This window comes from Frateuria sp. GZRe14, assembly GCF_051900395.1.
GTDB classification, from domain to species: domain Bacteria; phylum Pseudomonadota; class Gammaproteobacteria; order Xanthomonadales; family Rhodanobacteraceae; genus Frateuria_A; species Frateuria_A edaphi.
Genome location: NZ_JBHZGJ010000001.1, coordinates 605,720 through 632,031, shown reverse-complemented (window position 1 = coordinate 632,031; position 26,312 = coordinate 605,720). Strand labels below are relative to the sequence as shown.

General features: G+C 67.1%; 19 protein-coding genes. 8 read left to right on the top strand and 11 right to left on the bottom strand.

Going from position 1 to position 26,312, the window contains the following annotated elements; all coding sequences use genetic code 11:
- Positions 1 to 103 precede the first annotated feature (103 nt).
- From ACFWZ1_RS02815 to ACFWZ1_RS02795, 5 genes are all read left to right on the top strand, one after another.
- Positions 104 to 2,356: a DUF6600 domain-containing protein gene (locus ACFWZ1_RS02815; RefSeq protein ID WP_439665372.1), complete on the top strand. Its 2,253-nt coding sequence runs from the start codon at positions 104 to 106 to the stop codon at positions 2,354 to 2,356.
- A gap of 171 nt (positions 2,357 to 2,527) precedes the next feature.
- The gene (gene trmB / locus ACFWZ1_RS02810; protein ID WP_231325841.1) at positions 2,528 to 3,157 is read left to right on the top strand and encodes a tRNA (guanosine(46)-N7)-methyltransferase TrmB; all 630 of its coding nucleotides are present in this window, start codon (positions 2,528 to 2,530) and stop codon (positions 3,155 to 3,157) included.
- A 405-nt stretch (positions 3,158 to 3,562) separates the two neighbouring features.
- Complete coding sequence (locus ACFWZ1_RS02805; protein ID WP_231325840.1) at positions 3,563 to 5,380, top strand: SLC13 family permease; 1,818 nt, start codon at positions 3,563 to 3,565, stop codon at positions 5,378 to 5,380.
- A gap of 342 nt (positions 5,381 to 5,722) precedes the next feature.
- Positions 5,723 to 6,790 carry an MraY family glycosyltransferase gene (locus tag ACFWZ1_RS02800; protein ID WP_231323461.1) on the top strand — a complete coding sequence of 356 codons (1,068 nt, stop codon included), beginning with the start codon at positions 5,723 to 5,725 and terminating at the stop codon, positions 6,788 to 6,790.
- Positions 6,791 to 7,164: 374 nt separating this feature from the next.
- Complete coding sequence (locus ACFWZ1_RS02795) at positions 7,165 to 8,130, top strand: ATP-grasp fold amidoligase family protein (RefSeq protein ID WP_231323459.1); 966 nt, start codon at positions 7,165 to 7,167, stop codon at positions 8,128 to 8,130.
- A gap of 387 nt (positions 8,131 to 8,517) precedes the next feature.
- Here the strand turns inward: ACFWZ1_RS02795 and cysN are convergent, their stop codons facing one another.
- The 3 genes from cysN to ACFWZ1_RS02780 form a co-directional block, all read right to left on the bottom strand.
- A complete protein-coding gene (cysN, locus tag ACFWZ1_RS02790) occupies positions 8,518 to 10,422 on the bottom strand; it encodes a sulfate adenylyltransferase subunit CysN (RefSeq protein ID WP_439665371.1) in 1,905 nt (634 codons plus the stop codon).
- Positions 10,422 to 11,399 carry a sulfate adenylyltransferase subunit CysD gene (cysD, locus tag ACFWZ1_RS02785; protein ID WP_439665370.1) on the bottom strand — a complete coding sequence of 326 codons (978 nt, stop codon included), beginning with the start codon at positions 11,397 to 11,399 and terminating at the stop codon, positions 10,422 to 10,424. Before cysD ends, cysN begins: the two co-directional genes overlap by 1 nt.
- A gap of 338 nt (positions 11,400 to 11,737) precedes the next feature.
- Positions 11,738 to 12,592 (bottom strand): hypothetical protein, encoded by an 855-nt coding sequence (locus ACFWZ1_RS02780; protein WP_439665369.1) that lies wholly within the window; start codon positions 12,590 to 12,592, stop codon positions 11,738 to 11,740.
- Between the two features lie 317 nt (positions 12,593 to 12,909).
- On the opposite strand from ACFWZ1_RS02780, the gene ACFWZ1_RS02775 reads away from it, so the two are divergent.
- Positions 12,910 to 13,773, top strand: coding sequence for a hypothetical protein (locus ACFWZ1_RS02775; protein ID WP_231323451.1), 864 nt, complete (start codon positions 12,910 to 12,912; stop codon positions 13,771 to 13,773).
- Positions 13,774 to 14,058: 285 nt separating this feature from the next.
- On the top strand, positions 14,059 to 14,952 hold the full coding sequence (locus tag ACFWZ1_RS02770; protein ID WP_231323449.1) for an ATP-grasp fold amidoligase family protein: 894 nt from the start codon (positions 14,059 to 14,061) through the stop codon (positions 14,950 to 14,952).
- 153 nt (positions 14,953 to 15,105) lie between these two features.
- On the opposite strand, the gene ACFWZ1_RS02765 is transcribed toward ACFWZ1_RS02770, so the two are convergent.
- From ACFWZ1_RS02765 to ACFWZ1_RS02730, 8 genes are all read right to left on the bottom strand, one after another.
- Positions 15,106 to 15,717, bottom strand: a complete 612-nt coding sequence (locus ACFWZ1_RS02765; protein WP_439665368.1) for a sulfotransferase family protein — start codon at positions 15,715 to 15,717, stop codon at positions 15,106 to 15,108.
- Positions 15,718 to 15,981: 264 nt separating this feature from the next.
- Positions 15,982 to 16,824, bottom strand: coding sequence for a hypothetical protein (locus ACFWZ1_RS02760; protein ID WP_439665367.1), 843 nt, complete (start codon positions 16,822 to 16,824; stop codon positions 15,982 to 15,984).
- A 53-nt stretch (positions 16,825 to 16,877) separates the two neighbouring features.
- Positions 16,878 to 18,389, bottom strand: coding sequence for a lipopolysaccharide biosynthesis protein (locus ACFWZ1_RS02755; protein WP_231323444.1), 1,512 nt, complete (start codon positions 18,387 to 18,389; stop codon positions 16,878 to 16,880).
- Between the two features lie 125 nt (positions 18,390 to 18,514).
- Positions 18,515 to 19,507 (bottom strand): glycosyltransferase family 2 protein, encoded by a 993-nt coding sequence (locus ACFWZ1_RS02750; RefSeq protein ID WP_231323442.1) that lies wholly within the window; start codon positions 19,505 to 19,507, stop codon positions 18,515 to 18,517.
- Between the two features lie 234 nt (positions 19,508 to 19,741).
- Positions 19,742 to 20,434, bottom strand: coding sequence for a sulfotransferase family 2 domain-containing protein (locus tag ACFWZ1_RS02745; protein ID WP_231323440.1), 693 nt, complete (start codon positions 20,432 to 20,434; stop codon positions 19,742 to 19,744).
- Between the two features lie 184 nt (positions 20,435 to 20,618).
- Positions 20,619 to 21,419, bottom strand: a complete 801-nt coding sequence (locus ACFWZ1_RS02740) for a glycosyltransferase family 2 protein (protein WP_439665366.1) — start codon at positions 21,417 to 21,419, stop codon at positions 20,619 to 20,621.
- 226 nt (positions 21,420 to 21,645) lie between these two features.
- Positions 21,646 to 22,830: a right-handed parallel beta-helix repeat-containing protein gene (locus tag ACFWZ1_RS02735; RefSeq protein WP_439665365.1), complete on the bottom strand. Its 1,185-nt coding sequence runs from the start codon at positions 22,828 to 22,830 to the stop codon at positions 21,646 to 21,648.
- A gap of 372 nt (positions 22,831 to 23,202) precedes the next feature.
- Positions 23,203 to 24,489, bottom strand: coding sequence for a tyrosinase family protein (locus tag ACFWZ1_RS02730; RefSeq protein WP_231323436.1), 1,287 nt, complete (start codon positions 24,487 to 24,489; stop codon positions 23,203 to 23,205).
- A gap of 704 nt (positions 24,490 to 25,193) precedes the next feature.
- Here ACFWZ1_RS02730 and ACFWZ1_RS02725 point away from each other — a divergent pair.
- The gene (locus ACFWZ1_RS02725) at positions 25,194 to 26,288 is read left to right on the top strand and encodes a right-handed parallel beta-helix repeat-containing protein (protein WP_439665364.1); all 1,095 of its coding nucleotides are present in this window, start codon (positions 25,194 to 25,196) and stop codon (positions 26,286 to 26,288) included.
- Positions 26,289 to 26,312 lie beyond the last annotated feature (24 nt).

Genomic DNA, 26,312 nt, shown 5'->3' with positions numbered 1-26,312 from the left:
TTGGCGACCCGATGCATTGTCCGGTGAATCGCCAGCCCATAATCGGTCATCGCCTCGTGACGCCAGCCGTTTCCATGGCGCGTACACGACGGAGGGAAAACCCATGCGTGCACTCTCGAGACTGCAGCTGTTCTGGCGCTCCTGCGCCGCCACCCTGCTGCTGTGCGGCGCCGGAGTCCTGCACGCGCAGGCGACCGACGACGCCGGCGATCCACCCGACCGGGTCGCGCGCCTGTCCTACCTGGAGGGCGACGTCGGCCTGCTCCCATCGGGCGCGCAGGACTGGGGCGATGCCGGGATCAACCGTCCGCTGACCACCGGCGACAAGCTTTCCAGCAGCAACGGCGCGCGTGCCGAGCTGGAACTGGATGGCGCCGCGGTCCGCCTGGACGGCAACACCGACGTCGGATTCCTGCAGCTGGACGACCAACTCGCGCAGCTGGAGCTGACCCAGGGCACGCTCAACCTCACCGTGCGCCGGCTCGGCGAGGGCCAAAGCTACGAGATCGACACCCCGACCGTGGCGCTGGTGGTCGATCACCCGGGCAGCTACCGCGTGGATGTCGATCGCGATGGTCAGGGCACGCGTGTCACCGCGTTCGACGGCAGCGCCACGGTGTACGGCGAGAACGACGCGCAACGGCTGGTGATCGCCGGTCGCAGCTACCGCTTCGCCGACTCCACGCTGGCCGACGTGGACGTCGAAGACGCCGCTGGTGGCGACGACTTCGATGCATGGAGCGACGAACGCAGCCGCCGGTACGCCGACTCCGAGTCGCGCCGCTACGTGTCCGAGGACGTGATCGGCTACCAGGACCTGGATCGCTACGGCGACTGGCGCAGCGACCCCGAGTACGGACAGGTCTGGTACCCGGCGCAGGTCGACGCCGGCTGGGCGCCGTACCGTAACGGTCACTGGGCCTATGTCGGCCCGTGGGGCTGGACCTGGGTGGATGACGCGCCCTGGGGCTTCGCGCCTTACCACTACGGCCGCTGGGCCTGGCGCAGCCGCGGCTGGTGCTGGGTGCCCGGCCCGATCGGCTGGCGCCCGGTATATGCGCCGGCGCTGGTCGCCTTCGTCGGTGGCAACCACTGGCGCGTGTCGGTGGGCGACGCGCCGGTCGGCTGGTACCCGCTCGGCCCGGGCGACGTCTACGACCCGTGGTACCGCGGCAGCCGCCGCTACTACACCCAGGTCAACGTGACCAACATCCACGTGCACAACACGGTGATCGTCAACCGCGTCGATCGCCGCTACCGCGACTGGCACCGCGGCATCGCGCCGCCGGTACGGGCGCTGCATGGGCACGGGCCGCGCGGCTTCACCGCGGTCCCGGGGCGCAATTTCGCCGGCGCCGACCGCGTGCAGCGCCATCGGCTGAAGATCGACCCGGACAAGCTTGCCGGCGCCCGGCTGCTGACCCGCAACGCCACGCCGAAACCGACCCCGCACAGCTTCGCGCCGCCGCGCGGGACCAAGGCGCCGCCACTGCCGGCACAGGGTTTCCGTCGCGAAGTGGTGGCCCGGCATGCGCCCCGCGTGGAGCGTGTGGCCGACCGCATCGACGCCACCCGTCCGCGCACGGCCCCACCCTCCCACGTGCGCGTGCTGCGGCCGCGCGGCGACACGCTGCCTGCGATCGCGCACATCGCGCCGGCCGGGCGCGCCGACACGGCGCCGGACGTGCACCGCGCGCCGGTCCGCGACGACGCACGCGGCGATCGGATCGGCGCAAGGGACGTCCGCAGCGACGACGCGCGAGCGGTCCGCAGCGTGAATGTCCCCGCGCGCATGGCGCCGCGCGAAGCCCCGCTGCGTCCGGGCGAACTGCGCTCGGCCCGCTTCGTGCGGACGCATGCGTCCCGGCAGCCCGCCGAACCGCGTCCCGGAGTGAGCTTCATCTCCACGGCCGAAGCCGATCGCGAACGGGCTGCACGCACCGCGAAGGCGCTGCCGCAGGTGCCGCGCTTCGAGCGCAACGATGCGCCGCGTGCGCCGGTGCGCCGGCCGGACATGGACGCGGGCCCACGCCTGCAGCGCGCGCCCGACGACGCACGGATCGCGCCCCGGCAGACCACGCAGCGTGGGCCGGCCTTCCGCGGCAACGACCGCCCGAGCCAGCCTGCGAACATGCGCCGGCCGGACTTCGATGCCCAGCCGCGCTCCCGCGCGACTCCGCCGCCGCAGCAATACCAGCGGCCGCCGGAGTTCCGCCAGATGCGGCCGGTACCGCATGCGGCTCCCATGCAACGCGAGTCCGCCCCGGCGCCGCAACAGGCGCCAGCCCCACGCTCGCAGGCCCCGGCGGCACGTCCGCGACACGAATCGGCACGCCGCTTCGACCCGCAACACTGACCTCCAGGCGGCGCCCTCGCGGCGCCGCCGCTACAATGCGCCCCCGCGGCATGGCGCGCCCGTCGTCATGCCATCGCACCCCAGGCGCACGCCGTGAACGACCAGCCCGAACATCCCCATAGCTCCCCTTACCTGCGTCGCATCCGCAGCTTCGTGCTGCGCGAGGGCCGCATGACACCCGCGCAGCAGCGCGCGTTCGACGCCCACTGGGCGCGCTTCGGCATCGATTACACCGCGGCGGTCCAGGACTTCGATGCGCGCTTCGGCCGTGTCGCGCCGCGCGTGCTGGAGATCGGCTTCGGCAATGGCGAGGCCCTGGCCTGGGCGAGCGAACACGATCCGGTGCGCGACTACATCGGCGTGGAAGTGCACGGTCCCGGCGTCGGCCGGCTGATGAACGCGCTGGCCGCGCGCGAAGCCGGCAACGTGCATCTCTACAAGCACGACGCGGTGGAGGTGCTCGAGCATGAGATCGCGCCGGAGACCCTCGCCGAGGCACGCATCTGGTTCCCGGATCCCTGGCACAAGAAGCGCCACAACAAACGCCGCATCGTGCAGCCGGAATTCGTCGCGCTGCTCGCCTCGCGCATGGCGCCCGGCGGCCTGCTGCACCTGGCCACCGACTGGCAACCCTATGCCGAGCACATGCTGGAAGTGATGGAAGCCGCGCCTGCCTGGCGCAACGCCATCGCACCGGGCCTGTACGCCGAGAAGCCGGCCTGGCGCATCGAGACACACTTCGAGCGGCGCGGGTTGAAGCTCGGGCACGGAGTATGGGATCTGCTTTACCGCAGGGTTTGATCTGGTGCTTCCGCTTCCTGCGGGCGAGGTCGTTCGGCCTGGAAGGCCGTTATAGGCAAAGGGCGCACTGGCCCCGGTCCAGTGCTTTGCTCCCTCTCCCCTCCGGAGAGGGGTCGCGCTTGCCTCGAGCGCTGCTGACGCCAGGCTTCCGAAAGGTGCTCCCACCAAAAACGGCTCCTCCCGCGAGCCCCGCCCCCTCACCCTGCCCTCTCCCCGGAGGGGGCAGAGTTCAAGAGCGCCTTCCTTAGTCCCCGAGCTTCACCAGTCGCTGCGATGGCCCGCTTATACTGGCCGACAAACAGGGACGGGCCGCCGCCGCGTGAGGCTTCCACTGCACAATCCCATCCGCTTCCACCACCAGCCCTACCTGGACGCTCGCTAGTGGCCCTTGCGCTCACCCCCGAAATGATCCTGGTACTCGGGCTGGTGGGTTTCACCATGCTGATGCTGGTGCTGGAGTGGATCCGCGCCGACATGGTGGCGCTGCTGGTGGTGGTGGTGATCGGCCTGACCGGGCTGATCCCCTCCGACCGCGTCTTCAACGGCTTCGCGGGCAACGCGGTGATCGCGATCATCGCGATCATGATCATGGGCGCAGGTCTCGACCGCGCCGGCGTACTTTCGCTGACCGCCAGCTTCGTGATGCGCATGGCGCGTGGCAAGGAATCGCGCCTGGGCGTGGTGATCAACTCGGTCACCAGCCTGTTCAGCGCGGTGATCCCGAGCCAGGCGCTGGCCGCCCTGATGATCCCGGTGACCAGCCGCCTGTCCGCGCGCACCGGCGTGCCGATGTCCCGGCTGCTGCTGCCGATGGGCTTCTGCATCCTGACCGCGACCAACACCACGCTGATCGCCAACTCGCCACTGATCGTCCTCAACGACCTGATCGCCAGCGCGAACGCCAACCTGCCGCCGGGCGCGCACACGATCCCGAAGTTCGGCCTCTTCAGCGTGACGCCGGTCGGCCTGGTGCTGGCGCTGCTGGGCATTACCTACTTCTGGCTGTTCACCCGCAAGCTGCTGCCCGAGCGTGAGGACGAGCGGCTGAAGGTCACCCCTGGCCGCACCGAGAGCTACTTCGCCGAAACCTACGGCATCGGCGGCGAGACCGCGGAGCTGACCGTTACCGCCGAAAGCCCGCTGGTCGGCATGAGCATCGGCGAGGTCGAGCAGTTGCATGGCGCGCCGTTGATCCTGGCGATCAAGAGCGGCAACGACGCGCGCATGGCGCCGCCGGTCGACTACGTCATCTGGGTCGGCTCGGTGCTTGGCGTGCTCGCGCCGCGCGAGGAGATCAACCACTTTGCCAACAACCAGTTGTGCAAGGTGTCGCCGCGCATGCGCCAGCTGGGCGAATTGTTCAACCCGACGCGCGCGGGCATTTCCGAGGCGGTGCTGCCACCGTCCTCGCGCTTCCTCAAGCAGAGCGTCGGCGACCTGCGCCTGCGCAAGCGCTACGGCATCTCGGTGCTGGCGGTGAACCGCGGCGAGCAGGTGTTCCGCGATGACCTGCGCGGCGTGAGCCTGCGCGCGGGCGACACGCTGGTGCTGCACTCCAGTTGGCGCGACCTGGCGCTGGCCGCCGAGGACAAGGACCTGGTCGTCGTCACCGACATCCCCAAGGAAGAGCAGCGCCCGGGCAAGATCTGGCAGGCGGTCGGCTTCTTCCTGCTGGCCAAGTGCCTGGCGCTGTTCACCCACCTGGATCTTTCGGTGGCGATGATGACCGGCGCGATCGGCATGCTGCTGACCGGCGTGCTCAACATGGACGAGGCCTACAAGGCGGTCAACTGGAAGACCATCTTCGTGACCGCCTGCCTGATCCCGCTGGGCTGGTCGATGGACGCCACCGGCACCGCCGCGTGGCTGGCGCAGGAAGTGCTCGACAAGCTGGGCGGCGCCTCGCCGTGGGTGCTGCAGACCTGCCTGGCGGTGCTCACCCTGCTGTTCTCGCAGGTGATGTCCAACGTGGGCGCCACGGTGATGATGGTGCCGATCGCGATCAGCGTGGCGGTCGCCACCGGCGGCAATCCCTCGGCCTACGCCCTGATCGTGGCCGTCTCCTCGTCCAACACCTTCCTGCTCAGCTCGGGCCACCCGGCGCTGATGATGGTCGCCGGCCCCGGCGGTTACCGCGGCAAGGATTTCCTGCGCGTCGGCGTACCGCTGACGCTGACGATGCTGGTGGCCACGCTGGTGGTCATCAACCTGCTTTTCGACTGATTCTTCACTGAATCGTCAAGCGGACGCGACGGGCCCGCAGGCCCCGCCCTTGCAGGCGAGACGCCCGTTTTCCTGTTGACGAGAATTGCACTGGGGCCTGCTTACTCTCCCCGGAAGCCCCTTCACCGGGGCCAGGGAACGGGGATATCCGGTTTTTGCCTGCGTATGCAGGTGGTGCCGTGTCAGCGACGGGAGAGTTACGTCTGCAGGCATGGCCCGATCAGGACGATGGGACTAGCCACTATGCAGTACTCCCGGATACTTATTGCTTGTCTGACGGCTGCCTGCGTTTCTGCGCTGGCGATCGCCATCCTCTATCGGTTCGCCGGGTCCTGGGGCCTGGTGGACCGTCCCGATGAACGCAAGCATCACGTCGGCCATATCCCGTTGATCGGCGGACTGGCCGCCTTCATCGGCGTGCTGGCCGGCGCGGTGGTCGACGGCCAGGCCCACTTGTTCACCAACGTGCTGCTCGCCACCGCAGCAGTGCTTGCACTGGTGGGTGCGCTGGACGACCGCTTCGACCTGAGCGTGCGCGCGCGGCTGCTGGTGCAGACAGTCGCGGTGCTTACGATGGTCGCGGTGACCGGCGTCCAGATCCACACGCTCGGCCACCTGTTCGGCCACGAGTTCGAGCTGGGCGTGTTCGGCATCCCGCTGACGGTGCTCGCGGTAATCGGCCTGCTCAACGCCTTCAACATGATGGACGGCATCGACGGCCTCGCCGGCATGCTGGCACTGGTCAGCATCGCTGCCATCATCCTGTACCAGGGCCAGCCGCAATGGCCTGGCGTGATCGTGCTGGTATTGCTGGCCGGTGCGCTGGTGCCCTACCTGGCGGCTAACCTGGGCCTCGTCGGCAAGAAGATCTTCCTGGGCGACGCCGGCAGCATGGTGGTGGGCTACATCCTGGCGTGGACATTGATCCACCTGAGCCAGAGCGGGAACAACACCGAGCTTTCCACCATCGACGTGCTCTGGTGCGTGGCCCTGCCGGTGCTCGACACGCTGCAGGTTCTGGTTCGCCGCATCCGCGAGGGCAAGAGCCCGTTCAAGCCTGATCGCGGCCACATCCACCACATGATGCTGCGTGCAGGGCTGGGCCCGCGCACCACGCTGGTGGCGCTGGTGATGCTCGCCATCCTGCTTGCGCTGACCGGCATGCTGACCCACTCGCTGGCCCCTGGCAGCAACCTGATCGCCTTCGGCGCGCTGTCGGTGATCTACGTGACTGCGATGGGACGCATCTGGCAGAAGCAGCAGTCGGCGCCCTCGGTGCCTCAGCCCCGGCCGACGCTCGAACCGGCAGAACTGCCGAGCAACGTGGTGCGGCTGCGCTCGTCGGTCACCCTGCTGTCCACCTACGGCAAGGACAGCCGCGGCCCCAAGCGCGGCTCGGCTGCCAAGTAGGGATCTCCTCCAGGCGCCGTGGCACGGCCGTCGCGCCTCTTCCGGCTCCCCGTGGCCGGCCGCATGGAAGACATGCGGCCGGCCCGGCAACCCGGCGAGCGACGCCCTTCCCACCCAGTCGCCGTGTGGCCCGCAGCAGCCTCTTCCGCATGCAGGCGTCCGGCTCTCCATGAGACTGCACGTTGCATCGACCGGGCACGCCCGACAATCACCGTCATCCCATTCCATGGAAACCGCCAGCGCGTGAGTTCGACCGTCCATCCGAAAATGCAGGACAGCTTGCCGGCCCGGCTGCAACAGCGGGTCGGCGGACAAAACCGGGCGGGCGGCGACGCGAGCGATCGCGCACTTCCCGCCTCGCAGCAGGCGACACGATGACGACGCGGAAGCTCAAAGCCTTCAGGGAACAGGTGTCGCCGCTGGTGATGGCGCTGCCCGATTGCGCCTTCTATCAATACAAGTACCTGATGACCCACGGGCGGCCTTGCCGCTTCGAGCTGCCGCGCCGCTTCTCCGAAAAGATCTTCCACCGCATGCGCTATCCCTCGCCGCTGTTCTCGCGATTGGCGGACAAGGTCGAAGTGCGCGGCTACGTGGCCAATGCGGTGGGTTCGCAGTATCTGGTGCCGGCCTACCTGATCGCCGAAAAGGTGGGGCCGGAAACCTTCGACGCCTTGCCCGGCTGCTTCGTGATGAAGGCCAACCACAGCTTTGGCCAATTGCGCATCGTGCTGGACAAGCGCGACGAGGATCCGGTGGCGCTGGCCCGCTTGGCCAATGAGTGGATGACCTCGGAATTCCCGATGCGGATGCGCGAGAAGCACTACCGCTACATCCGCCCGCGCATCATCTTCGAACATGCCCTGCTGACCGACGGCCGCCCGCCGGCCGACTTCAAGTTCAACGTGTTCAATCCGGGCCCTGGCCAGAAGCCCTACGTCTTCATCCAGCACATGCAGGGACGCTTCGAACACCTGACCCAGGATCTCTACCTGGAGGATTGGCGCCCGGCCCCGTTCCAGTTGCTGCACCAGAAAACCAGCGGCTGCGTCGCCCCGCGGCCCGAGCAACTGGACGAGATGCTGCACGTGGCGCGCAAGCTGGCCGAGCCGCTGGGCTACATGCGCGTGGATCTTTACCTGCACCAGGGCCGCGTGTACGTGGGCGAACTCACGCTCACGCCCGGCGCCGGCCGGTACGTGTTCGAGCCCAGGGAGTGGGACGATGCGCTGGGCGCGAAGTTCGGCTGGCCCGAACCCAGTCCGTACGGGGAAGACCCACCGCCGAGCGGCAGGACCGCCACGGCGCCGGCGACGCATGTGGCCAGCACCCTCGATTGAGGTGGTTTCCGGTTCTTCCTGCAAAGGCAGCCACGCCAGGTTCGGCTGATGCGAGCAGCTTGCCCCTCTCGCCCTGTGAGAGGGCTGGTGAGGGTTCGCCCTGGCGGCGGTCCCACGCATGGCCGCATGAAAAGCTGCCCATCACAAGCAGCGTTCCCGCGAGCCCTGACCCCTTCCCTCTGCCCGCAGGGAGCGAGTTTCAAACAGCCAGGGCGACGTCTTGGCGACACGATCGATCAGCCCCCCCTCTCTCCGGAGCGCACTGGCTTTGGTCCCACGCATAGCTCCGCGTCGGCTCAGGAAGGCAAACGCGCAACAAAAAACCCTCTCCCCGAAGGGAGAGGGCTCAGTAACGCGGGCTTGTTCATACCGGCCGCGGGGCCGAGGTCACTGCCCGAGCAGGCCGTCGATGATCCGCTGGGCCAGCTCGTCCACCGAGGCGCCCATCGTGTCCAGGTGCATCTCCGGATGCTCCGGCCGCTCGTAGGGCGAGTCGATGCCGGTGAAGTTGCGGATCTGCCCGGCCTTCGCCTTGGCGTACAGGCCCTTCGGGTCGCGTTGCGCGCACACCTCGATCGGCGTGTCGACGAACACCTCGCGGAACTCGCCGTTCTCGAACAGGCTGCGCGCCATGCCACGCTCGCTGCGGAACGGGCTGATGAACGACACCATCACGATGAGGCCCGCGTCGACCATCAGCTTGGACACCTCCGCCACGCGGCGGATGTTCTCCACGCGATCCTCGTCGGTGAAGCCCAGATCGCGATTCAGGCCATGGCGCACGTTGTCGCCATCGAGCATGTACGTGTGATAGCCCATCGCGTGCAGGCGTTTCTCCACCACGTTGGCGATGGTCGACTTGCCCGAGCCGGACAGGCCGGTGAACCACAGGCACGCCGGCGTCTGGCCCTTGATGCGGGCGCGCGCCGTACGATCGACGTCGGTGTGCTGCCAGTGGATGTTGTCCGCGCGGCGCAACGCGAAGTTGAGCGTGCCGGCGGCCACGGTGGCGTTGGTCTGGCGGTCGATCAGGATGAACGCGCCGAGCTCGCGGCAGTCCTCGTAGGACTCGAACGCGATCGCGTGGTCGAGACCGAGGTTGCAGTAGCCCACCTCGTTGAGCTCCAGGCGCTTGGCCGGGCGCTTCTCCTGCGTGTTCACGTCGACGCGGTGCTTGATCTCGGTGACCTGCGCCGTGACCATGCGCGCGCCGATCTTCATCCAGTACGGGCGACCGGGAAGCAGCGCGGCGCTGTCCATCCACAGCAGGTGCGCGGCAAACTGGTCGGCCACCTGCGGCGGCGAGAAGGTTGCCGCGATCACGTCGCCGCGGCTGATGTCACGCTCGTCCTCGAGCTGGATGGCGACCGCGTCGCCGGCGACCGCGCGCGGCAGGTCGCCGTCTGCGGTGACCAGGCGCGCCACGCGCGAGCGCACGCCGCTGGGCAGCGCGACGACCTCGTCGCCCGGGGCGATCGAACCGGCCACCACCTGGCCCGCGTAACCGCGGAAGTTCTGGTTGGGGCGGCACACCCACTGCACCGGCATGCGGAAACCCAGCTTGCTGGCGACGCGCTCGACCTGCACCGTCTCCAGGTGTTCGAGCAGGCTGGGGCCGTTGTACCAGCCCATCACCTGCGAGCGGGTGGAAACGTTCTCGCCCTGCAGGGCGGACAGCGGGATCGCAGTGACGTTCTCGATGCCCATCTGCGCCGCGACCAGGCGGTAGTCGCTCTCGATGCGCTTGAAGGTGCTCTGCGCGTAGTCGACCAGGTCCATCTTGTTGACCGCCAGCAGCACGTTGCGGATGCCGAGCAGGCTGCAGATGTAGGTATGGCGGCGGGTCTGGGTCATCAGGCCCTTGCGCGCATCGACCAGCACCACGGCAAGGTCCGCGGTGGACGCGCCGGTGGCCATGTTGCGCGTGTACTGCTCATGCCCCGGGCAGTCGGCGACGATGAACTTGCGCTTGTCCGTACTGAAGAAGCGGTAGGCCACGTCGATCGTGATGCCCTGCTCGCGCTCGGCCGACAGGCCATCGACAAGCAGCGCGAAATCCAGTTCGCCGTTCTGCGTGCCGTGGCGCAGGCTGTCGCCCTCGAGCGCGGCCAACTGGTCGTCGAACAGCAGCTTGGTGTCGTACAGCAGGCGCCCGAGCAGGGTGCTCTTGCCGTCGTCCACGCTGCCGCAGGTGATGAAGCGCAGCAGGCTCTTGGTCTCGTGCCGCTGCAGGTAATCGTTGATCGCGGTGACGGCGTTGTCCGGCTGGCTGTCGGTTATTTGCAGATCCATCAGAAATACCCTTCCTGCTTCTTCTTTTCCATGGAGGCCGAGGCGTCCTGGTCGATGATGCGACCCTGGCGCTCGGAGGTGCGCGCGATGAGCATTTCCTGGATCACCGCCGGCAGCGTGTCCGCTTCGGACTCGATCGCCGCGGTGAGCGGGTAGCAACCGAGCGTGCGGAAGCGCACCTTGCGCATCTGCGGCACTTCGCCGGGCTCCAGCGGCATGCGGTCGTCATCGACCATGATCAGCTGGCCGTCGCGCTCGACGATCGGGCGCTCCTTGGCCAGATACAGCGAGGGCACCTCGATGTTCTCGCGGTAGATGTAGAGCCAGATGTCCAGCTCGGTCCAGTTCGACAGCGGGAACACGCGCACGCTCTCGCCCTTGTGGATGCGCGTGTTGTAGAGGCTCCACAGCTCGGGGCGCTGGCTCTTCGGATCCCAGCGGTGCTGCGCGTTGCGGAAGGAGAACACGCGCTCCTTGGCGCGGGACTTCTCCTCGTCGCGGCGGGCGCCGCCGATGGCCGCGTCGAACTTGTACTTGTCCAGCGCCTGCTTCAGCGCCTGGGTCTTCATGATGTCGGTGTGCACGCTGGCGCCGTGGCTGAACGGATTCACGCCCTGCGCCACGCCTTCCTGGTTGGTGTGCACGATAAGCCGGCAGCCGGTTTCCTTCGCGCGGCGATCGCGGAAGGCGATCATCTCGCGGAACTTCCAGGTGGTGTCCACGTGCATCATCGGGATCGGCGGCGGCGCCGGATAGAACGCCTTCTGCAGCAGGTGCAGCAGCACCGAGGAGTCCTTGCCGACCGAGTAGAGCATCACCGGGTTGGCGAACTCCGCCGCCACCTCTCGCATGATGTGGATCGCCTCGGCCTCCAGGCGCTTCAGGTGCGAGGAGGCGGCAAGGCGCTGGAGGTCGTTGTCCGGCGCCTGTTCGGGGCGCGGGAAGGCGTGGTCTTGGGGCGTGGCGGCCAGGGTCATGGGCAGTCCTGTTGCAGGGGGGCGCCAAAAGGCAACCGGAACGTTGCATCTTGGGCAAGCGCTTGTGAAAGAAATCGGTAGCTTTGCGTTATGCGATTCCGGAACAAGAACCCGTCGGGGAATGCCTTCTTCCAGGTCGGGACGGCTCCGCTTCACTGCCGGCATACGCCTTTTGAACGACTACCGGCGGACTGGGCAATTCTTTCAACGGCGGCGTCGATGCGCTGTCAGTACCGCGTGCTCGATAGATGAAACGACGGGGGCGGAACGAGCGATCCCAAAGGCCGGCGCAGCGCCACGCATCGAATGTGCGGATGACCGATGCGTGAACGCGGCCGCTAGACCGGCGCGGTCGCGCGCCGATCGGCGGCCGCGGCGCCCGGGGCGAGGTAGCCGAATTTCTCGACGATCAGCTTTTCGCGCTCGGCGACCAGCCTTTCCGTGGCCGCGTCGTAGTAGTACTGCGCGCCGTGCTTCTTGGAAGATGCGTTGGTCTTCGGGCGCTGCCGGATTTCCTCCACGGTCGCCGGCGGCACGGCGATGTTGGCGCGCGCCAGGGCGTCGAGCAGGTCCGATTCCAGCCGCTCGTTGCGGACGAAGCAGTCAATGAAGCAGTCCCTGCTCTCGTGCGCGGCCAGCTGCTCCGGCGTGGCGATGGACATCAGCGCGCCCAGTCCGCCTTCGCGGCAGGTGAACAGCTTCATGTAGCGCCAGGTCAGCAGGCCGGCAACGCGGCTGGCCGGCCACTTCCAGTAGCCCTCGCCGACGTCCGGCCAGTAGGTCGGGTCGTGCAGCATGTGCAGCCACTGCCGGAACGCGCCCGGGTCGTTGGCATCGCGGTAGGTACGCCGCCACTCCTGTGCATGCCGGTTGGGACGGCTCTGCAGGAATTCGGCCAGCGTCTGCATCGGGTGCTTCTTCCAGCCGCGGCCGCGACCGCGCCAGCCCTCGGTGGTGACGTTGAAATAGACCGTGCCCTTGCCATCGCAACCGTAGGCCCAGTGCGAGACGTACCAGTCCCACGGGTTCCGGATCGATCCGAGGAAGAACCGGTCGCCGGTGAACAGGTGCGATCCGGCCTGGTTGTGCTTGTCGATGAGCTCGCCGCCGACAATCTCCTTGAGCAGCTTGCGGATGTGCGTGCACCCGGTCTTCTGCAACTCCACGAAAACGATCCTGTCGGAAACAAACATATCGGCTCCATCGGTGGCTGTGCCCGCAGGCGGTGGCATCCGTGCATGCGGTCGGTGCGCGGCACCCGTGGGCGCCACGAAACGCCGGGACGTTGCCATCGCGTTTGTCGTAGGCGGGTGAATCGGCGGCTGCCGCGCGGCACAAGCGAGGTCAGCAGTTCACCCCTCTACGACAGTCCGGATGGCAACGTTCCCATCTACGGTGATCGCCCCTACGGACGCGACACGCTGTCGGCCCCGATGCCTGCCCGCGCCACGGCGCGGGCGCGCGTGCGTCGACGGGCGTGGCGCGTCGGACCAAGCAACCTGGAGCCCCTATGTTCGTTTCCGACAGGATCGTCTTCCTCGAACTGCAGAAGACCGGGTGCACGCACATCCGCAACCTGCTCAAGGAGATCGTCGGCGGCCGCCTGGTCATGCGGCACAACCAGGCGCCTGCGGACCTGTTCGCCGGCGACCGGTTCTTCCTCGGTTCGGTGCGCGACCCCTGGGATTGGCACGTCTCGCTCTGGGCCTATTGCTGCGACGGGCGGGGCGACCTTTACAGCAACCTGAGCACGCCCGGCATCCGCTGGCGCGACCATGGCTGGAAGCGCGACTTTTTCTCGACGCTGCGGCTTGTCATGGGCATGCGACCGAACTGGCATGCGAAGGAGTGGAAGCACACCTTCCGCGACGTGAACGATCCGGCGGCCTTCCGCGAGTGGGTGCACATGCTCCACGACCCGGGTTATTGGCGCGACATCGGCGAGGGCTACTGGAGCTGCCCGCTGAACCGCTTCGCGGGCTTGCTCACCTACCGCTACATGCGGCTGTTCACCTGCCGCAAGAACCAGTTCGGCACGCTCAGGACCGTCACCACGCCGAAGCAGTTGATCGAGCACGAGCGGCAACACTGCTTCGTCGATCGCTTCATCAGGAACGAGCATCTGGAGACCGACCTGCTGGAGGCGCTGCGGGCCGCGAACGTCGAGGTACCCAAGCAGAAGGCGGCCGAACTGATGGAACGGCCCAAGACCAATACCTCGTCCAAGAAGCGCGGCCCGGCCTACTACTACGACGCGGAGACGGAAAAGCTCGTCGGCGACCGCGACCGGTTCATCGTGGAGAAGTTCGGGTACCTCGCACCGAGCGCCCGGGCTGCCTGCGACCAGGCGCAACGGGCGCGACAGGCAATCTGAATCTTGCGGCCGGTCACGCCGCCCGGCTTCCCCCCACAAAGCGGTAGGTTTCCCATGCGCCCACGTGCAGGCGATGCCCCTACCAGAACGCAACGCGTCGTCGCCTTGGACGCACTCACCGGCAGGCGTGCGCCGTGATGACGATCCCAGGGCCTTGAAGTAGAGTCGCCCCACCGCCTTCGGGCAGTGGTGGTAGCCCGACCAGGCGCGTCGTCGGATTGCACGAAACCAGCCTTGCGTACCGTCCATGGACGTGTTGCCGGAAGGACAGGAAGAGAGAGCGTCATGAAGATCCTCGCGCCCAAGAAGGCCATCAAGCGCCTGTTCAATTCGCTCCCCGACGCTGGGTTCTACCAGTACAAGTCGCTGCAGGTGCACGGCCGGTTCTGCAACTTCCGCAACCCCAAGCGCTTCTCCGAAAAGATCTTCTACCGGATGCGCTATCCGGAGCCGGTATTCACCACACTGGCGGACAAGGTCGCGGCCAGGGACTACGTGGCCAGGACGATCGGCTCTGACTATGTGGTGCCGGCCTATCTTTCCTGCGACGTGGTCACGCCCGAAACCTTCGACGCCCTGCCCCGGGCGTTCGTGATGAAGACGAGCAACGGCTTCGGGCAGGTGAAGATCATCCGCGACAAGCACCAGGAAGACCTGGTGCAGCTGTCCGCCCTGGCCAATGGCTGGCTCGCCGCGGGCGCGGCCTCGCGCAGCCGGGAAAAGCACTACCTGTCGATCCCGCCGAAGATCCTTTTCGAAAAGGCGCTGCTGGACGGCGGCGACGCGCCGGACGACTACAAGTTCAACGTGTTCAATGCGTCGGGGCAGGAACCGTTCGTTTTCATCCAGCACATGCACGGCCGCTTCCGCGACCTCGAGCAGCAGCTGTACCTGGAGGACTGGTCGCCGGCGCCCTTCCAGATGGATCTGCCGCTGCTGCGGCCGAGCACCGGTACGACCGAGAAACCCCAGGCGCTGCCCGAGATGCTGGCGCTGGCGAAAAAGCTCGCGCAACCGTTCGGTTACCTGCGCGTGGACTTCTACGTGCACCAGGGCAAGGTCTACGTCGGCGAGTTGACGGTCACGCCCGGCGCCGGTACCTACGTATTCACCCCCAGGGACTGGGACCGGTCGCTCGGCGAGCGGTTCGGCTGGCCGGAACACCTGGCGCAGGCCTGACGCCGGGGCGCGAACGGCGACAACGCGCGGGATGACCTGACCCGCATAAGAAAAAACGCCCCGAACGGGGCGTTTTTTTTGTCCGCGCATCAACCCGGATCGAGCCGCCCTCCCACCCGTCGCCGCGGCCAGGCCGCGCGACGGATGCGGGCATCAGGCCAGGTGCACGCCCATGTGTGCGAGCTGCGCCTTGCCTTTTTTCAGGAGCTTCGCGACCAGCGCGCGATCGCCGGCCTTGTTGGCGTGCGGGAACGCGATGGCGGGCATGGGCTTGCCCAGGAACGGGGCCAGCTTTTCCCAGCCGTCACCCTTGGCCAGTTCCATGACCAGCAGGTCGTCCGGACGGTCGCGGAAGTATTCCAGCACTTCGCGGTTGTGCATCTCGTAGCGGCGGACGTAGACCTCCTCGTTGCCCTGCGGGCAGCCGTGGGCGTCGCCGTAGATCCACTTGCGCATCGCCGTCTCGCGTTCGCCGAAATGCTTGAGCTGGCTGCGCATCCATGATTCGGTGCTGCGCACGGTCAGCACGAACTTGCTGCCCGGGTAGCGCGCGTCCAGCTCCTTGTAGAGGATCGGCCAGGGGTTGTCCTGGAACGCGTCGTACTTCTCGACCAGTTCCCAGGCCATCGGGCGCACCCGGTTGGCGATGTCCGGATCCCTCACCCCGTTCGGCCCGGTCACCCGGTAGCCAAGCACTTGCAGCGCCTCGGCGAGACTGGTGGTTCCGGTCTTGTGGAAACCGATGCAGAAAACTTTGGCCGTCACCTTGGGATCCTCCTTGTGTGCGGTACCGGGTACGCGCGGTTGTGGTGTGCGACGGCTAGGCGTCATGCACGTCGTTGCGGGTGTTCGGGCGTTGCCGGCGCCCCTTCGCAACGGAAGCGAGGATGCCGGCACCCCCATGGGTTGCCGTTGCCTGGCCTTCGGCCGCAACGCTGCAGACGTTGCCATCCGTGCCGTCGCAACCGGGTGAATGGTCGGGCTCCCTGGCCCTGCCCGGATGCCCGCCGGATGCCTGTTCGGCTTCCGTCAGGCGTAGCCGAACTTCGCCATGTGCTCGCCGCAGGTGCGCTCGATGATCGACAGGTTGCGCTTGCCGAAGAATGTCTCGGTGGAAAGGGAGCGGTAGCCGTGATGGACCGGTCGCCGGGCGAGCCTTTCGTTGACGTCGGTCCTGAGCTCGAGGCCGAGCAGGTCGGCCAGGTCCGCGATGAACGCTGCCCGGTCCTCCAGGAAATCCTCGTAGCGCACCAGGTGCACCGGCGTACCCGCGGCGAAGTACGCGTCGACCCCGCGCGCCCAGCGCTGCGCCAGCCGGCCGATGTAGTTCGCGCGCCCGTCCAGTCCCAGCCCACGGCCGTCCAGGATCGCGCGCCAGCCGCCCTCGCGGGCGAGCGTGCGGTTCTCGGCCGGGCCCAGGCGCTCGAGGTCGCCGCGCATGTGCAGCCGGTCGAGGATGCTGCGGATGTTCTCGCGCGGATCGCGCACGATGAACACCTGCGGCGACTCCGGGAACACCTGCTGCAGTTCGCGGTAAAGGAAGGCGAAGTCGGGGTCCTTGACGATCTGCGCGGAGAAGTAGGCCGGGTACTTGCGCACGAATGCGTCCAGCCGCAGGTTTCCCTCCAGCACGTCCGGCAGCAGGAAGCCGTCGCCGTCGCTGCGAAGCACGCGCCAGAACGGATCGTTGCTGAGCGAAAGGCCGGTCGCCTCCGCCAGCAGCGCCGCGATGGCCGTGGTGCCCGACTTGGGGCTGCCGCCGAAGATGACGGGACTGGGGAAAACCGCCGCGGTGCGGTGGCGGCAGTAGCGGACCAGGCCCGCCCCTGCCTCACGCAGCGGTCGCGACACGCGAAGCCATGTTCCCTGCATGGTGCCCTCCTTGCCCTTGGGTCCGGGGAATCGCGGCGCGCCGCGAAACGCCCTCAACGCTTGCGCGAGCGCAACTCCTCCAGCACCGACATCAGATCCCGCACGTGCGCCCGCCCGGACGCATCGGCGAACCACGCGCCGAGGTACAGCCCGCCATAGATCAGCGCGTCGAGGAACACCCACGGCGCCGGCCATTCGCCCGTCACCTGGTGGAGGCCCCACAGCACGAAGGCGGCACCGATGGAGGTGGCGGCCGGCCGCGCCAGCGTCTTGCCCGTGGTCCACAGGTCGACCGGCGTACCGCGGTAGGCGTTGTGCAGCGAGGGGACCACCAGCAGCACGCGGGTGGCGCTGAACGAGACGGCGATGCCGAACGCGCCCCAGGGCAGGCCGATGAAGAAGGCCGCCAGTGTCACCGGTGTGGCGATGGCCTGCCAGAACAAGCGGCGATCGGTACGCCCCAGCGAGGTATAGACCCAGTTGCCGGCAATGTTGAAGGTACCGATGAAGGCGGCGACGCCGAGCGCCTGGAACAGCGGCACGGTCGGCAGCCACTTCGGCCCCAGCGCCAGCTCGATGACCGAGCGCGCATCCACCCACAGGAAGCATACGATCGGCATGCCGACGAAGACGATCGCCCCCAGCGCCCGGTAGTAGAACCGGCAGAACCGCTTGGGCTGGTGCTGCAGGCGGCTCAGCGCGGGCAGCATGACCGAGGAGAGCGGCGCGTTGATCTGCTGGATCGGCAGCAGCAGCAGGCGATAGGCCAGCGTGTAGAAACCCAGCGCCGCATCGGAGATGTAGCGGCCGATAAGCACGTTGTCCACGTTGCGGTTGGCGAAGTTGAGGATGCTCGACGCGCTCTGGTTGGCGCCGAGCTTCACCATCGGCCGCACGCCGCTGCGCCGGCGCGGCAACCCCGGCACCCAGCGGCAGAAGCCGTAGAGCATCGCCAGCGTGACCAGCGCCATGGTGTATTGCTGCACGACGAACGCCCAGTAGCCGGCGCCCAGCCAGGCGGCGAGGACGGCGGCGGCGAAGCCCGCCACCAGCGCCACCAGGTCGCCGCTCACCTTCTGCGTGAAGCGCATCTGTCGCTGCAGCAGCGCGCGGTGTTGCACGCCCAGACTGCTGATCAGCACCACGCCGGCCATGGCCAGGCCGAGGGCCAGCACGCGCGGGTCCTTGTAGAACCACGCCATTGCGGGACTGAGTCCGGCAACGAGCGCGGCGGCGGTGAGGCCCAGCAAAGCATTGAGCCAGAACAGCGTGCTGACCTGGCCATGGTTGATCTCGGCCTGCTGCACGGTCGCCAGCGACAGGCCACCGGTCTGGATGGTCGTGATGAAGCCGGTGAGCGCGATGGTCTTGCCGTAGACGCCGAAATCCGCCGGCAGCAGCAAACGCGCGAGCACCGCCATGCCGCCGACCTGCAGCAACAGACGGGCCGCCTGGCTGGAAACGGTCACCGCCGCACCCCGCACGCTGCGCTTGCGCAGGTCCTGGTGCAGGTGTTCCGTTTCGAACAGGGCGTGGTGGGCGGCGCTTACGTGCGTGTCTGTCATGGGAGGTGAATCAGAGGCGGGCTCGACCGTAGGCCGGGGTCGCGAACGTTGGAGGGAACGGCGTGAATCGGCCGTATAGCGACGGTACCGGGACGACTGGTCGCCGTTGCGCCGCATCGAAAGTCCTATCGTTGCGCGATGCGTCGATATACCGAACTGGTGCCGGCCTTGATGCGCGAGGAAATCCGGATGCCAAGGAACGAGGCCAGCAGCGCGCTGCGGGCGTTGTAGCCGCGGTTGTGGAAGCCGAACTCGCGCGCCTTGGCGCTCCACTTCGCCCCCGACGCGCTGTCGCCGTAGGCGTAGGCCACCCAGGCGGTCTTGCAGCAGAACCGGCCGAGGGCGAACTGCTCGTCCTGCCCGTTGCCGCCGGAGAGCCGCGACCGCACCCAGCCTTCGATCTGCTCGAACACCACGTCGGCCGCGTACATCACGTCCTTGATCTGCGCCTTGGTGACGCGGTGGGGTGAGTCATGCTGCCAGTAGACACCGTTGCCCTGGTCGGAGATCGCCACTTTCAAACCGCGGATGAGCGCGCGGATCATCAGCTCGCCGTCCTGGTCCTTGCGCAGCCGCTCGTCCCAGCCACCGATCGAGCGGATCGCGTCGGTGCGCCAGGCGATGCAGCAGGGCGGGAAGAACGCGTGCATGACCCAGTGGAAGATCCGCTCGCCGTTGTCCAGCGCCGGTGGCTGGCGCAGCATCCCGCGCTCGCGCCCTTCGCCGTCATACACCCACGGGCCGATGCCCACGTCCGCGCGCTCGCGCTCCATCGCGTCGACCAGGCCGGCCAGCAGACCGTTCTCCACGTAGTCGTCAGCGTCAAGGAACATCACATAATCGGTGTCCACCTGGGCCAGGCCGAGGTTGCGCGCATGCGGCGCGCCGCCGTTCTGCTGCAGCGAGAACAACCGCGCCCCGGTGGCCTGGACCACCTTGCCCGTGCCGTCGAGCACGCCGTCCTCGACCACGATGACGTTGCGCTCGGCAACACCCTCGGCGATCGCCGAACGGATCGTCCGACCGACCCAGCGTTCGGAACGGTAAGCGGGCACCACCACGCTGAGGTTCATGCGCGCCTCTTGCCGGTTGCCGTGTTTGCGGTCGATCGGATCCATCAAGCCAAACCCTTCAAGTCGTACGGATTGCAGGCCGGCCGCGCTTTCGCAAGCGGCAGGCGGCGCCCGCGGGCTGCCCTGCGCAAGGGCGCCCGCGCGACCCGTCTTGCCTGCCGGATGATTGGGGTTTTGCCGTGAAATCGCCGTTCAAGAACCGCAAGTGCGCGGATTCCCGGCGCACCTTGATCGAGCCGTCGCCCCCCAAGGAGAGGGAGCCTGAGGGGCGCGGCGATCTCAGTAGTGATAGCCCAGCAACCGCAATTCGTCGCCGAAGGTCTGGTCCACCCAGCTGCGCTCCTCTTCGCCCAGCACTTCGCGGTAGCCACGATTGTCGCTGCGGTGCTTGGCCTTGGCGTGCGGCAATTGCAGCGGCTCGGGCAGGCCGATGATCCGGCGGACCTCTTCAAGCTCGTCGGCGATCGACTCGAAGCGGCAGATGCGATCGACCGCCACCTTGCCGCCGAGCGTGTACACGTCGAAGCCGCGGTGCTTGAGCATCATCGCCCGCGGAGTGCGGATGAAGCTGGACATCGGCGGACGCGGCTCGGAGCGGTTGCACCAATAGTAGTGCGAGATGAGCCGGTCGTAGGGATTGCGCTCGAAGCAGAACTTGAAATAGCCGTTCCAGGCATCCCGGCCGATGTACTCGCGCACTTCGCGCCCGGTCATGTGGTTGTAGAAGCGCAGCTTGCGCTTGCCCTTGAACGCCAGCTTCGCGACATCGCGCAGGCCGTATTCGTACCAGGGCGCCAGGTAGTTCTGGGCACCGCGGTAGCCCAGCGAGCGCCGGGTTTCCTCATCGACCGGCGAGATCGGCGTGATGATGTCGTCCGGACCGCAGAACTTCGACAACGCGATCTCGATCGACGTGCCGGCCGTCTTGTTGGTCTTGAGGAAGATGAACTTGTGCTTGTGGGAAACGATCATGGCAGTCTTCCTAACTTGCCCGCAGGAACAGGATGGCCGCGCGGCGGCGCAGGCGCACGGCGATGCCCGGACATTCTTTCGACAGGAACGTGGACGAAGTGTCTGCGTGGCGCCCGCGGGGCGGCGTGAACCTGGCTCGCCCGACGCCGCTCCCCGCCCCCGGAGGCTCCGGCACGAAGCGCGCTCAGGCGGGGGCGTGGGTCCGGCCGCGCAGGGTGCGCGCCACGGTGCGGCGCATCTTGTTGACCAGGCCGACGGTGCTGGCGAAGACATACTCATGCCTGCTGAGCAGGCCTTGGCGCACCAGCTTGCGGCGCAGGTCGCGCCGGCCGCGGTGGATCGCGTCGAAGTCGTCGCTCAAGCCCACCTCGCCGTCCTCGCGCCGGTTCCAGATGGCCAGCACCTGGTCGATCTTGGCGCAGCGGTAGCCGGACAGCACGATCTGCGACCACAGCAGGTAGTCCTCCGATCGGCGGAATTCCTCGTCGAAGCGGAACGGGAGGTCCCGCCGCAGGACGACCGAGGCCGTCGGGAAGGGATTGCGCACCAGCAGGGTTCCGCGTCCCACGATGTCCACGCCCACCGGCGACTGTGGCGCCGGCAGCACCGTCCCGCGCGGTCGCACCAGCATCTGGTGCGCGATGAGCGCGATCTCGGGATCGGCTTCCAGCGCGGCCATCTGCAACTCCAGCTTGCGCGGCCCCCAGGTGTCGTCGGCGTCGAGAAAGGCGATGTAGGGTTGCTGGGCCTGTTGCCAGCCGGTGTTGCGCGCGTGCGAGGGCCCGCGGTTGGCGGGAAGCGCGATCACCTTGATCCAGTCGGTGCCATAGACGGACGCGACGCGGTGCAAGGCCTCGATCGTGTCGTCGCCGCTGGCGTCCTCCACCAGCAGTACCTCGGCGGGACGCAGCGTCTGGGCGGCGATCGACGCGACCGCGTCGTCGATGGTCGCCGTGCAACGGAAGCAGGGTACCACCACGCTCACCGGCGCCAGCGCCCTCGAAGGCGTGACCCGGCCCCGTGCGCCCCCTTCCAGGACGGCTTGAGCTTCATGCCCGCTGTTCATGACCGACCTCGACCGTTCGGAAATTTAACGACCTAGCATTGACCGGACCGGATCAATGCATCGTCAATGCCCGGCGGCCGGTCGACCGGCGCAAAAAAAAGGGGCAGCCATGAGGCTGCCCCGGGGAGTACCCAGCCGGTGATGCTTAGCGGGTGTAGGTGTTGTACTTGGAGTTCGAGTACAGGTTGTCGTGCACCGTGATGTTGTACGAGCCCTTGCTGAACTGGATGTCGCGGCTCAGCGAACCGCCTTCCTTGGTCGCGGACATGTAGCGGGTGCTGTTGTACTTGAGCGTGTTGCCGGTGATCAGCCAGTCATGCGACTTGCCGCTCGGGCGTACGCCCGCCAGGCCGTTCTCGGTCATGAAGTTGCCGGTGACGGTGACGTACGGGGCGCCGATGCCCATCACGCCGAAGCCGTAGTTGCCCTTCATCGTGTTGCCGACGATGGCGATGTCGGCGATGTTGGCGTGCAGCTCGATGCCGTTGCCGTGGTTGTTGGCGAAGGTGTTGTTTTCCAGGCGGATCGCGTTGGTCTCACCCTCGGTCATCGGCTCGATGTCGATGCCGGCTTCCGGCAGCGTGCCGTTGGTGCCCTGGAACGTGCTGTTGACGATGTAGACGTGCTGCGACGGACCGATCGACAGGCCCTGGCGGCGGTTGTTGCTCGACACGATGCCGTCGACGGTCACGTAGTCCGAACGCACGTGCACCTTGTTGACGTCCTTGGCGCCGATCCACACGCCGTCGCCCCAGAAGTTGGAGAGATTGACGTTCTTCAGCACGACGTTGGTCGAGGCGGTGACGTTGATGCCGTAGCCCCACTCACCGGTGTCGCCCAGGTGCTTGGTGCGGTCGCCGATCAGGTTGCCGCCGACCACGCGCACGTCGGTCGCGTTGTAGACCTGGATCACCATGTAGCGGCTGGCGCTGGTCGGGATCACTTCCAGGGTGGCGGCCGGATCCATCTTCAGCCGGGTGTGCGAGCGCAGCTTGATCGGCTTGGTGGCGTTGACCATGTAGTGGCCGGCCGGCACGAATACCGTGCCGCCGCTGGTCGGCAGCGAGTCGACGGCAGCCTGGATGGCGGCGGTGTCGTCATGCACGCCGTCGCCCAGGGCGCCCTTGGTGCGCACGTCGACGGTCATGGTCTTGCCGATGACCGGCTTGGGCATGGCGGTCCACCAGTCGGCGGCGAACGAAGGCGCGGCGACGGCGGAAAGGGCCAGCGCGGCGAACGCCAGCATCAACGGCTTCTTCACGAGGTTCTTCGCGGTGACGGAGGCGCGGCCGGCGACGGCAAGCTGCTGATTCTTAACGGAAGTGTTCATGTTCAACGGGATCTCGGGTCTTTTGTCGGGTAGCACTTCGTCACGCGAAGCTCACGCAAAAAATGCGCGATCGTCACGTACCTAAGCAAGCTCGACAGAGGACCCCAAGTGAACAAAACATGATCACGTTGGCAAAACGTACCCGGGCGGCCCCGAAGCCTGTCGTGACAGGCGAGAACCGCATCACACAAGGGCTGCAGGGCACACAGACAGGCGCCTGTCAGCTTTCACGGGATGACTCCGGTCACCCGTTGCACGCCACCGGAAACCTCTTGGCGCGGAGGCATGCGCCCCACACGGAAAAAGGGCGCCGTATCGCTACGGCGCCCTTGGCAGGCCGGCACGGGCCGGCCGATGCGTCACGTCCGATGGCTAGTTATCGGCTTCCACCCGCAACGACTTGAGGTGGATCGTGTCGCCCTTGGCCGGATGGGCACGGCCGTTCGCCCGCACGAAGGAGATGCTGAGCTTGTCCAGGTCCGCGGGCCAGATGCCGCGCAGCGCCTTGCTAAGCGGGAACACGAAGCGCACTTCCGGCTTGCCTGCCCCGTGCATGTCCTGCATGCCTTGCATTCCCTTGCCCTGCATGGCCGCCTGCATCTGCGCCACGCCGATCTCGAAGGAGCCCAGCATGCCGAGCAGATACTTGCGCTCGGGCTGGTTCACTCCCGCCTGTTCGGGCAGGTTGACGAACACACTGTAGAAATACCCGCCCTTGGCGCCCAGCCCGGTGAGCTGCACGCCATCGAGCACCAGGCGCAGCGGATCGGCCTTCGCCGTGGCCTGCGCACCGGTCGGGCGCAGCAGCAGCGAACGCACCTGGCTGGCGTCCTGGGTGGTGAGCGCAACGTCCACGGTAATCGAGTGTTCGTCCAGCACCAGCGGCTCCGATGCGCCCAGCGCGGTGGTCCGCACGCTCGCCGGCCGCAGCGGCGCCGTACGCGGAGCCGAGAACGACGACAGCGAGGTGGCGCGTACCGCCGACGTGGAGGTGGGCGGCGGCGGCTCGGTGGGCGGGAGCGCGGCGGGCATGGTCTGGTTTTCGTACTGGTAGAACATGTACCGGGAAGGGTTCCTGGCCCACACGCGCGGCACCTCGTCCACCGCATCGCCGTACTGGAAGGAGCCCTGCCAGTAGTTCTGGTAGGCCCGCGGCATCTGGCGCCCGTCGCCGGCCTCGAACCAGGCCAGCCACAACCGGTCGATGTTGGCGTGATGCACCCAGAACAGCGGATCCCGGGGTGAAATGATGATGTCGCCCATCGCCCCGCCGATGAGGTTGTGCACCGGGTTGTGCGGCGCGTTCTCGAGTTTGGTCTCGAACGCGTTGCCGCTGCCGCGCTGGAAATTGATCACGTCGTCGGCGAACGGATCGAGGCTCAGCGCCTCGGTGACATCGTCGCCCGTGCGCTCCTTGCGCCACAGCGGCGAGGTGGTGTCCAGGAACTCCGGCGGGACTTTCGGATGGGTGTAGTAGTCCCAGTACGGAAGCACCATGTCGGGGATGCCCGAAACAGTGCGCAGGTTTTCCTCGAAGCGATACAGCAATCCGCGGTGCCAGGCGAGGAAGTACGGGCTGCGGTGGGGACAGAAATTGACGTGGACGTCCACCCAGTAACCCCAGTTCGCGGGCGTGGTGGTGCCTCGGTTGTTCCGCATGGCGCCGATCGCGGCGACGAAAGGCTCGTACAGGGGGCCGGTGCAGAACGTGTCCCAACTGGGCCGGGTGCGCACGATCGTATCGGCGGACCTGACCACGCCCGGCAGGAGCGGCAACAGGGCAAGGGAAGCGGACGACTGAAGAAAGCGCCTTCTTGAAATCATGGTTGGTCCTCCATGGGGCTAGCGGGTCTCGAGGGATCAACGCGCCCGGATTGCCCGGCACGGAAGTGGGGACGAGACCTCAAGCGGGATTGCAGACTTTCGGCGCGGCGGGGCTGTTCCGGCGGCCGCTTTTGAAGGTGCCGTCCTAGGCACCTATTCAGTGAATAGCGAGGCACGTCAACCGGAGGTATAGGAAGCGCCGCTTTCCTGCATACGCTCGCGCGCAGGCACCCGCCTGCCTGCCATTGCCTCGACGCTGCCCCCCCCCGCGGGCCCGTCATCGCGGTCTTTTCCGATCCGATTGCACGGGCGCGCCGATCCGCTCGTATCGCCTGCCAGGCCGCGTGCGCCAACGATCCGGCGCGCACCGGTCCGCCCGATTTCCATGAACCGAACCCAATGGTCGAGCTTGTTAGTCCCGTGAAGGACTTGCATCTTCCGCGTCGCTTCCATGTGACGAGAGAGTCAACCTCCTGATGATGAATCAACACGACACCCAGTCCTCGGCCAAGCCGGGCACCACCAAGCGGAATTTCTCCATGAAAAAGCACTTGATGATCGCTATCGCTTCGCTGACGCTGTCTGCCGTGGCACTCCCCGCTGCCGCTTCCAACTGGTGGGACGCGACGCCGAACATTTCGATCGGCTCGGCGTCCGTCAACGTCAAGAACAAGGGCGCGCTGGGCAACGGTTCGCATGACGACACCGCCGCCATCCAGTCCGCCATCAACTCGCTTCCGAGCAGCGGCGGCACGGTCGTCGTCCCGGCCGGCCGCTACATGATCAACGCGCTCAAGCCGCTCACCCTGCATTCGCACACGCGCCTGCAGCTGGACCCCGACGCCGAGCTCAAGGTGATCCCCAACAGCGCCAGCCGCTACTGGGTGGTCAAGGCCTTCAAGGTCAACAACGTCGAGATCGTCGGCGGCAAGATGACCGGCGACCGTGCCAACCACAAGGGCAACACCGGCGAGTGGGGCTATGGCATCAACATCTCCGGCTCTTCCAACGTGCTCGTGCGCAACGTGGTGCTTTCGGAGTTCTGGGGCGACGGCATGTGGATCGGCGCCGTCAAGGCGAACGGCAACCTGACCCGCTCCAACTACGTGACGGTCAACAACGTCACCTCCTCGCACAATCGCCGCCAGGGCCTGTCGATCGGGCCGTCCCAGCACGTCTACATCGTCAACAGCACCTTCAAGAACACCCAGGGCACGCTGCCCGAGGCCGGCCTGGACATCGAACCGCAGGACCAGGGCCCGGCGGACACCATCCGCCTGGAGAACAACACCTTCTCCGGCAACGCCGGCAACGGCATCGAGCTGCACTACAACGTCTCGAACGTGACCATCACCGGCAACACGCTCAGCGGCAACGACGGCTTCGGCTCGCTGGCCATCGGCCCGGGACAGCTGCACGTCAGCAACAACTACGCGACCCGCAACGGCCTGGCCGGCGTGGGCATGAGCGGCAAGACGCACAACTCGTCCGTGAGCAACAACAAGCTGCAGTACAACAGCACGCACTACATGTCGCCGAGCAGCTCCGGCGGCGCGGACAGCCGCGATATCCAGATCGGCAAGAAGACGTCCTCGATCTCGGTCTCCGGCAACCAGCTCACGCCCAACGGTTAAGGGCTGGCCAGGCCAGGACGGCCT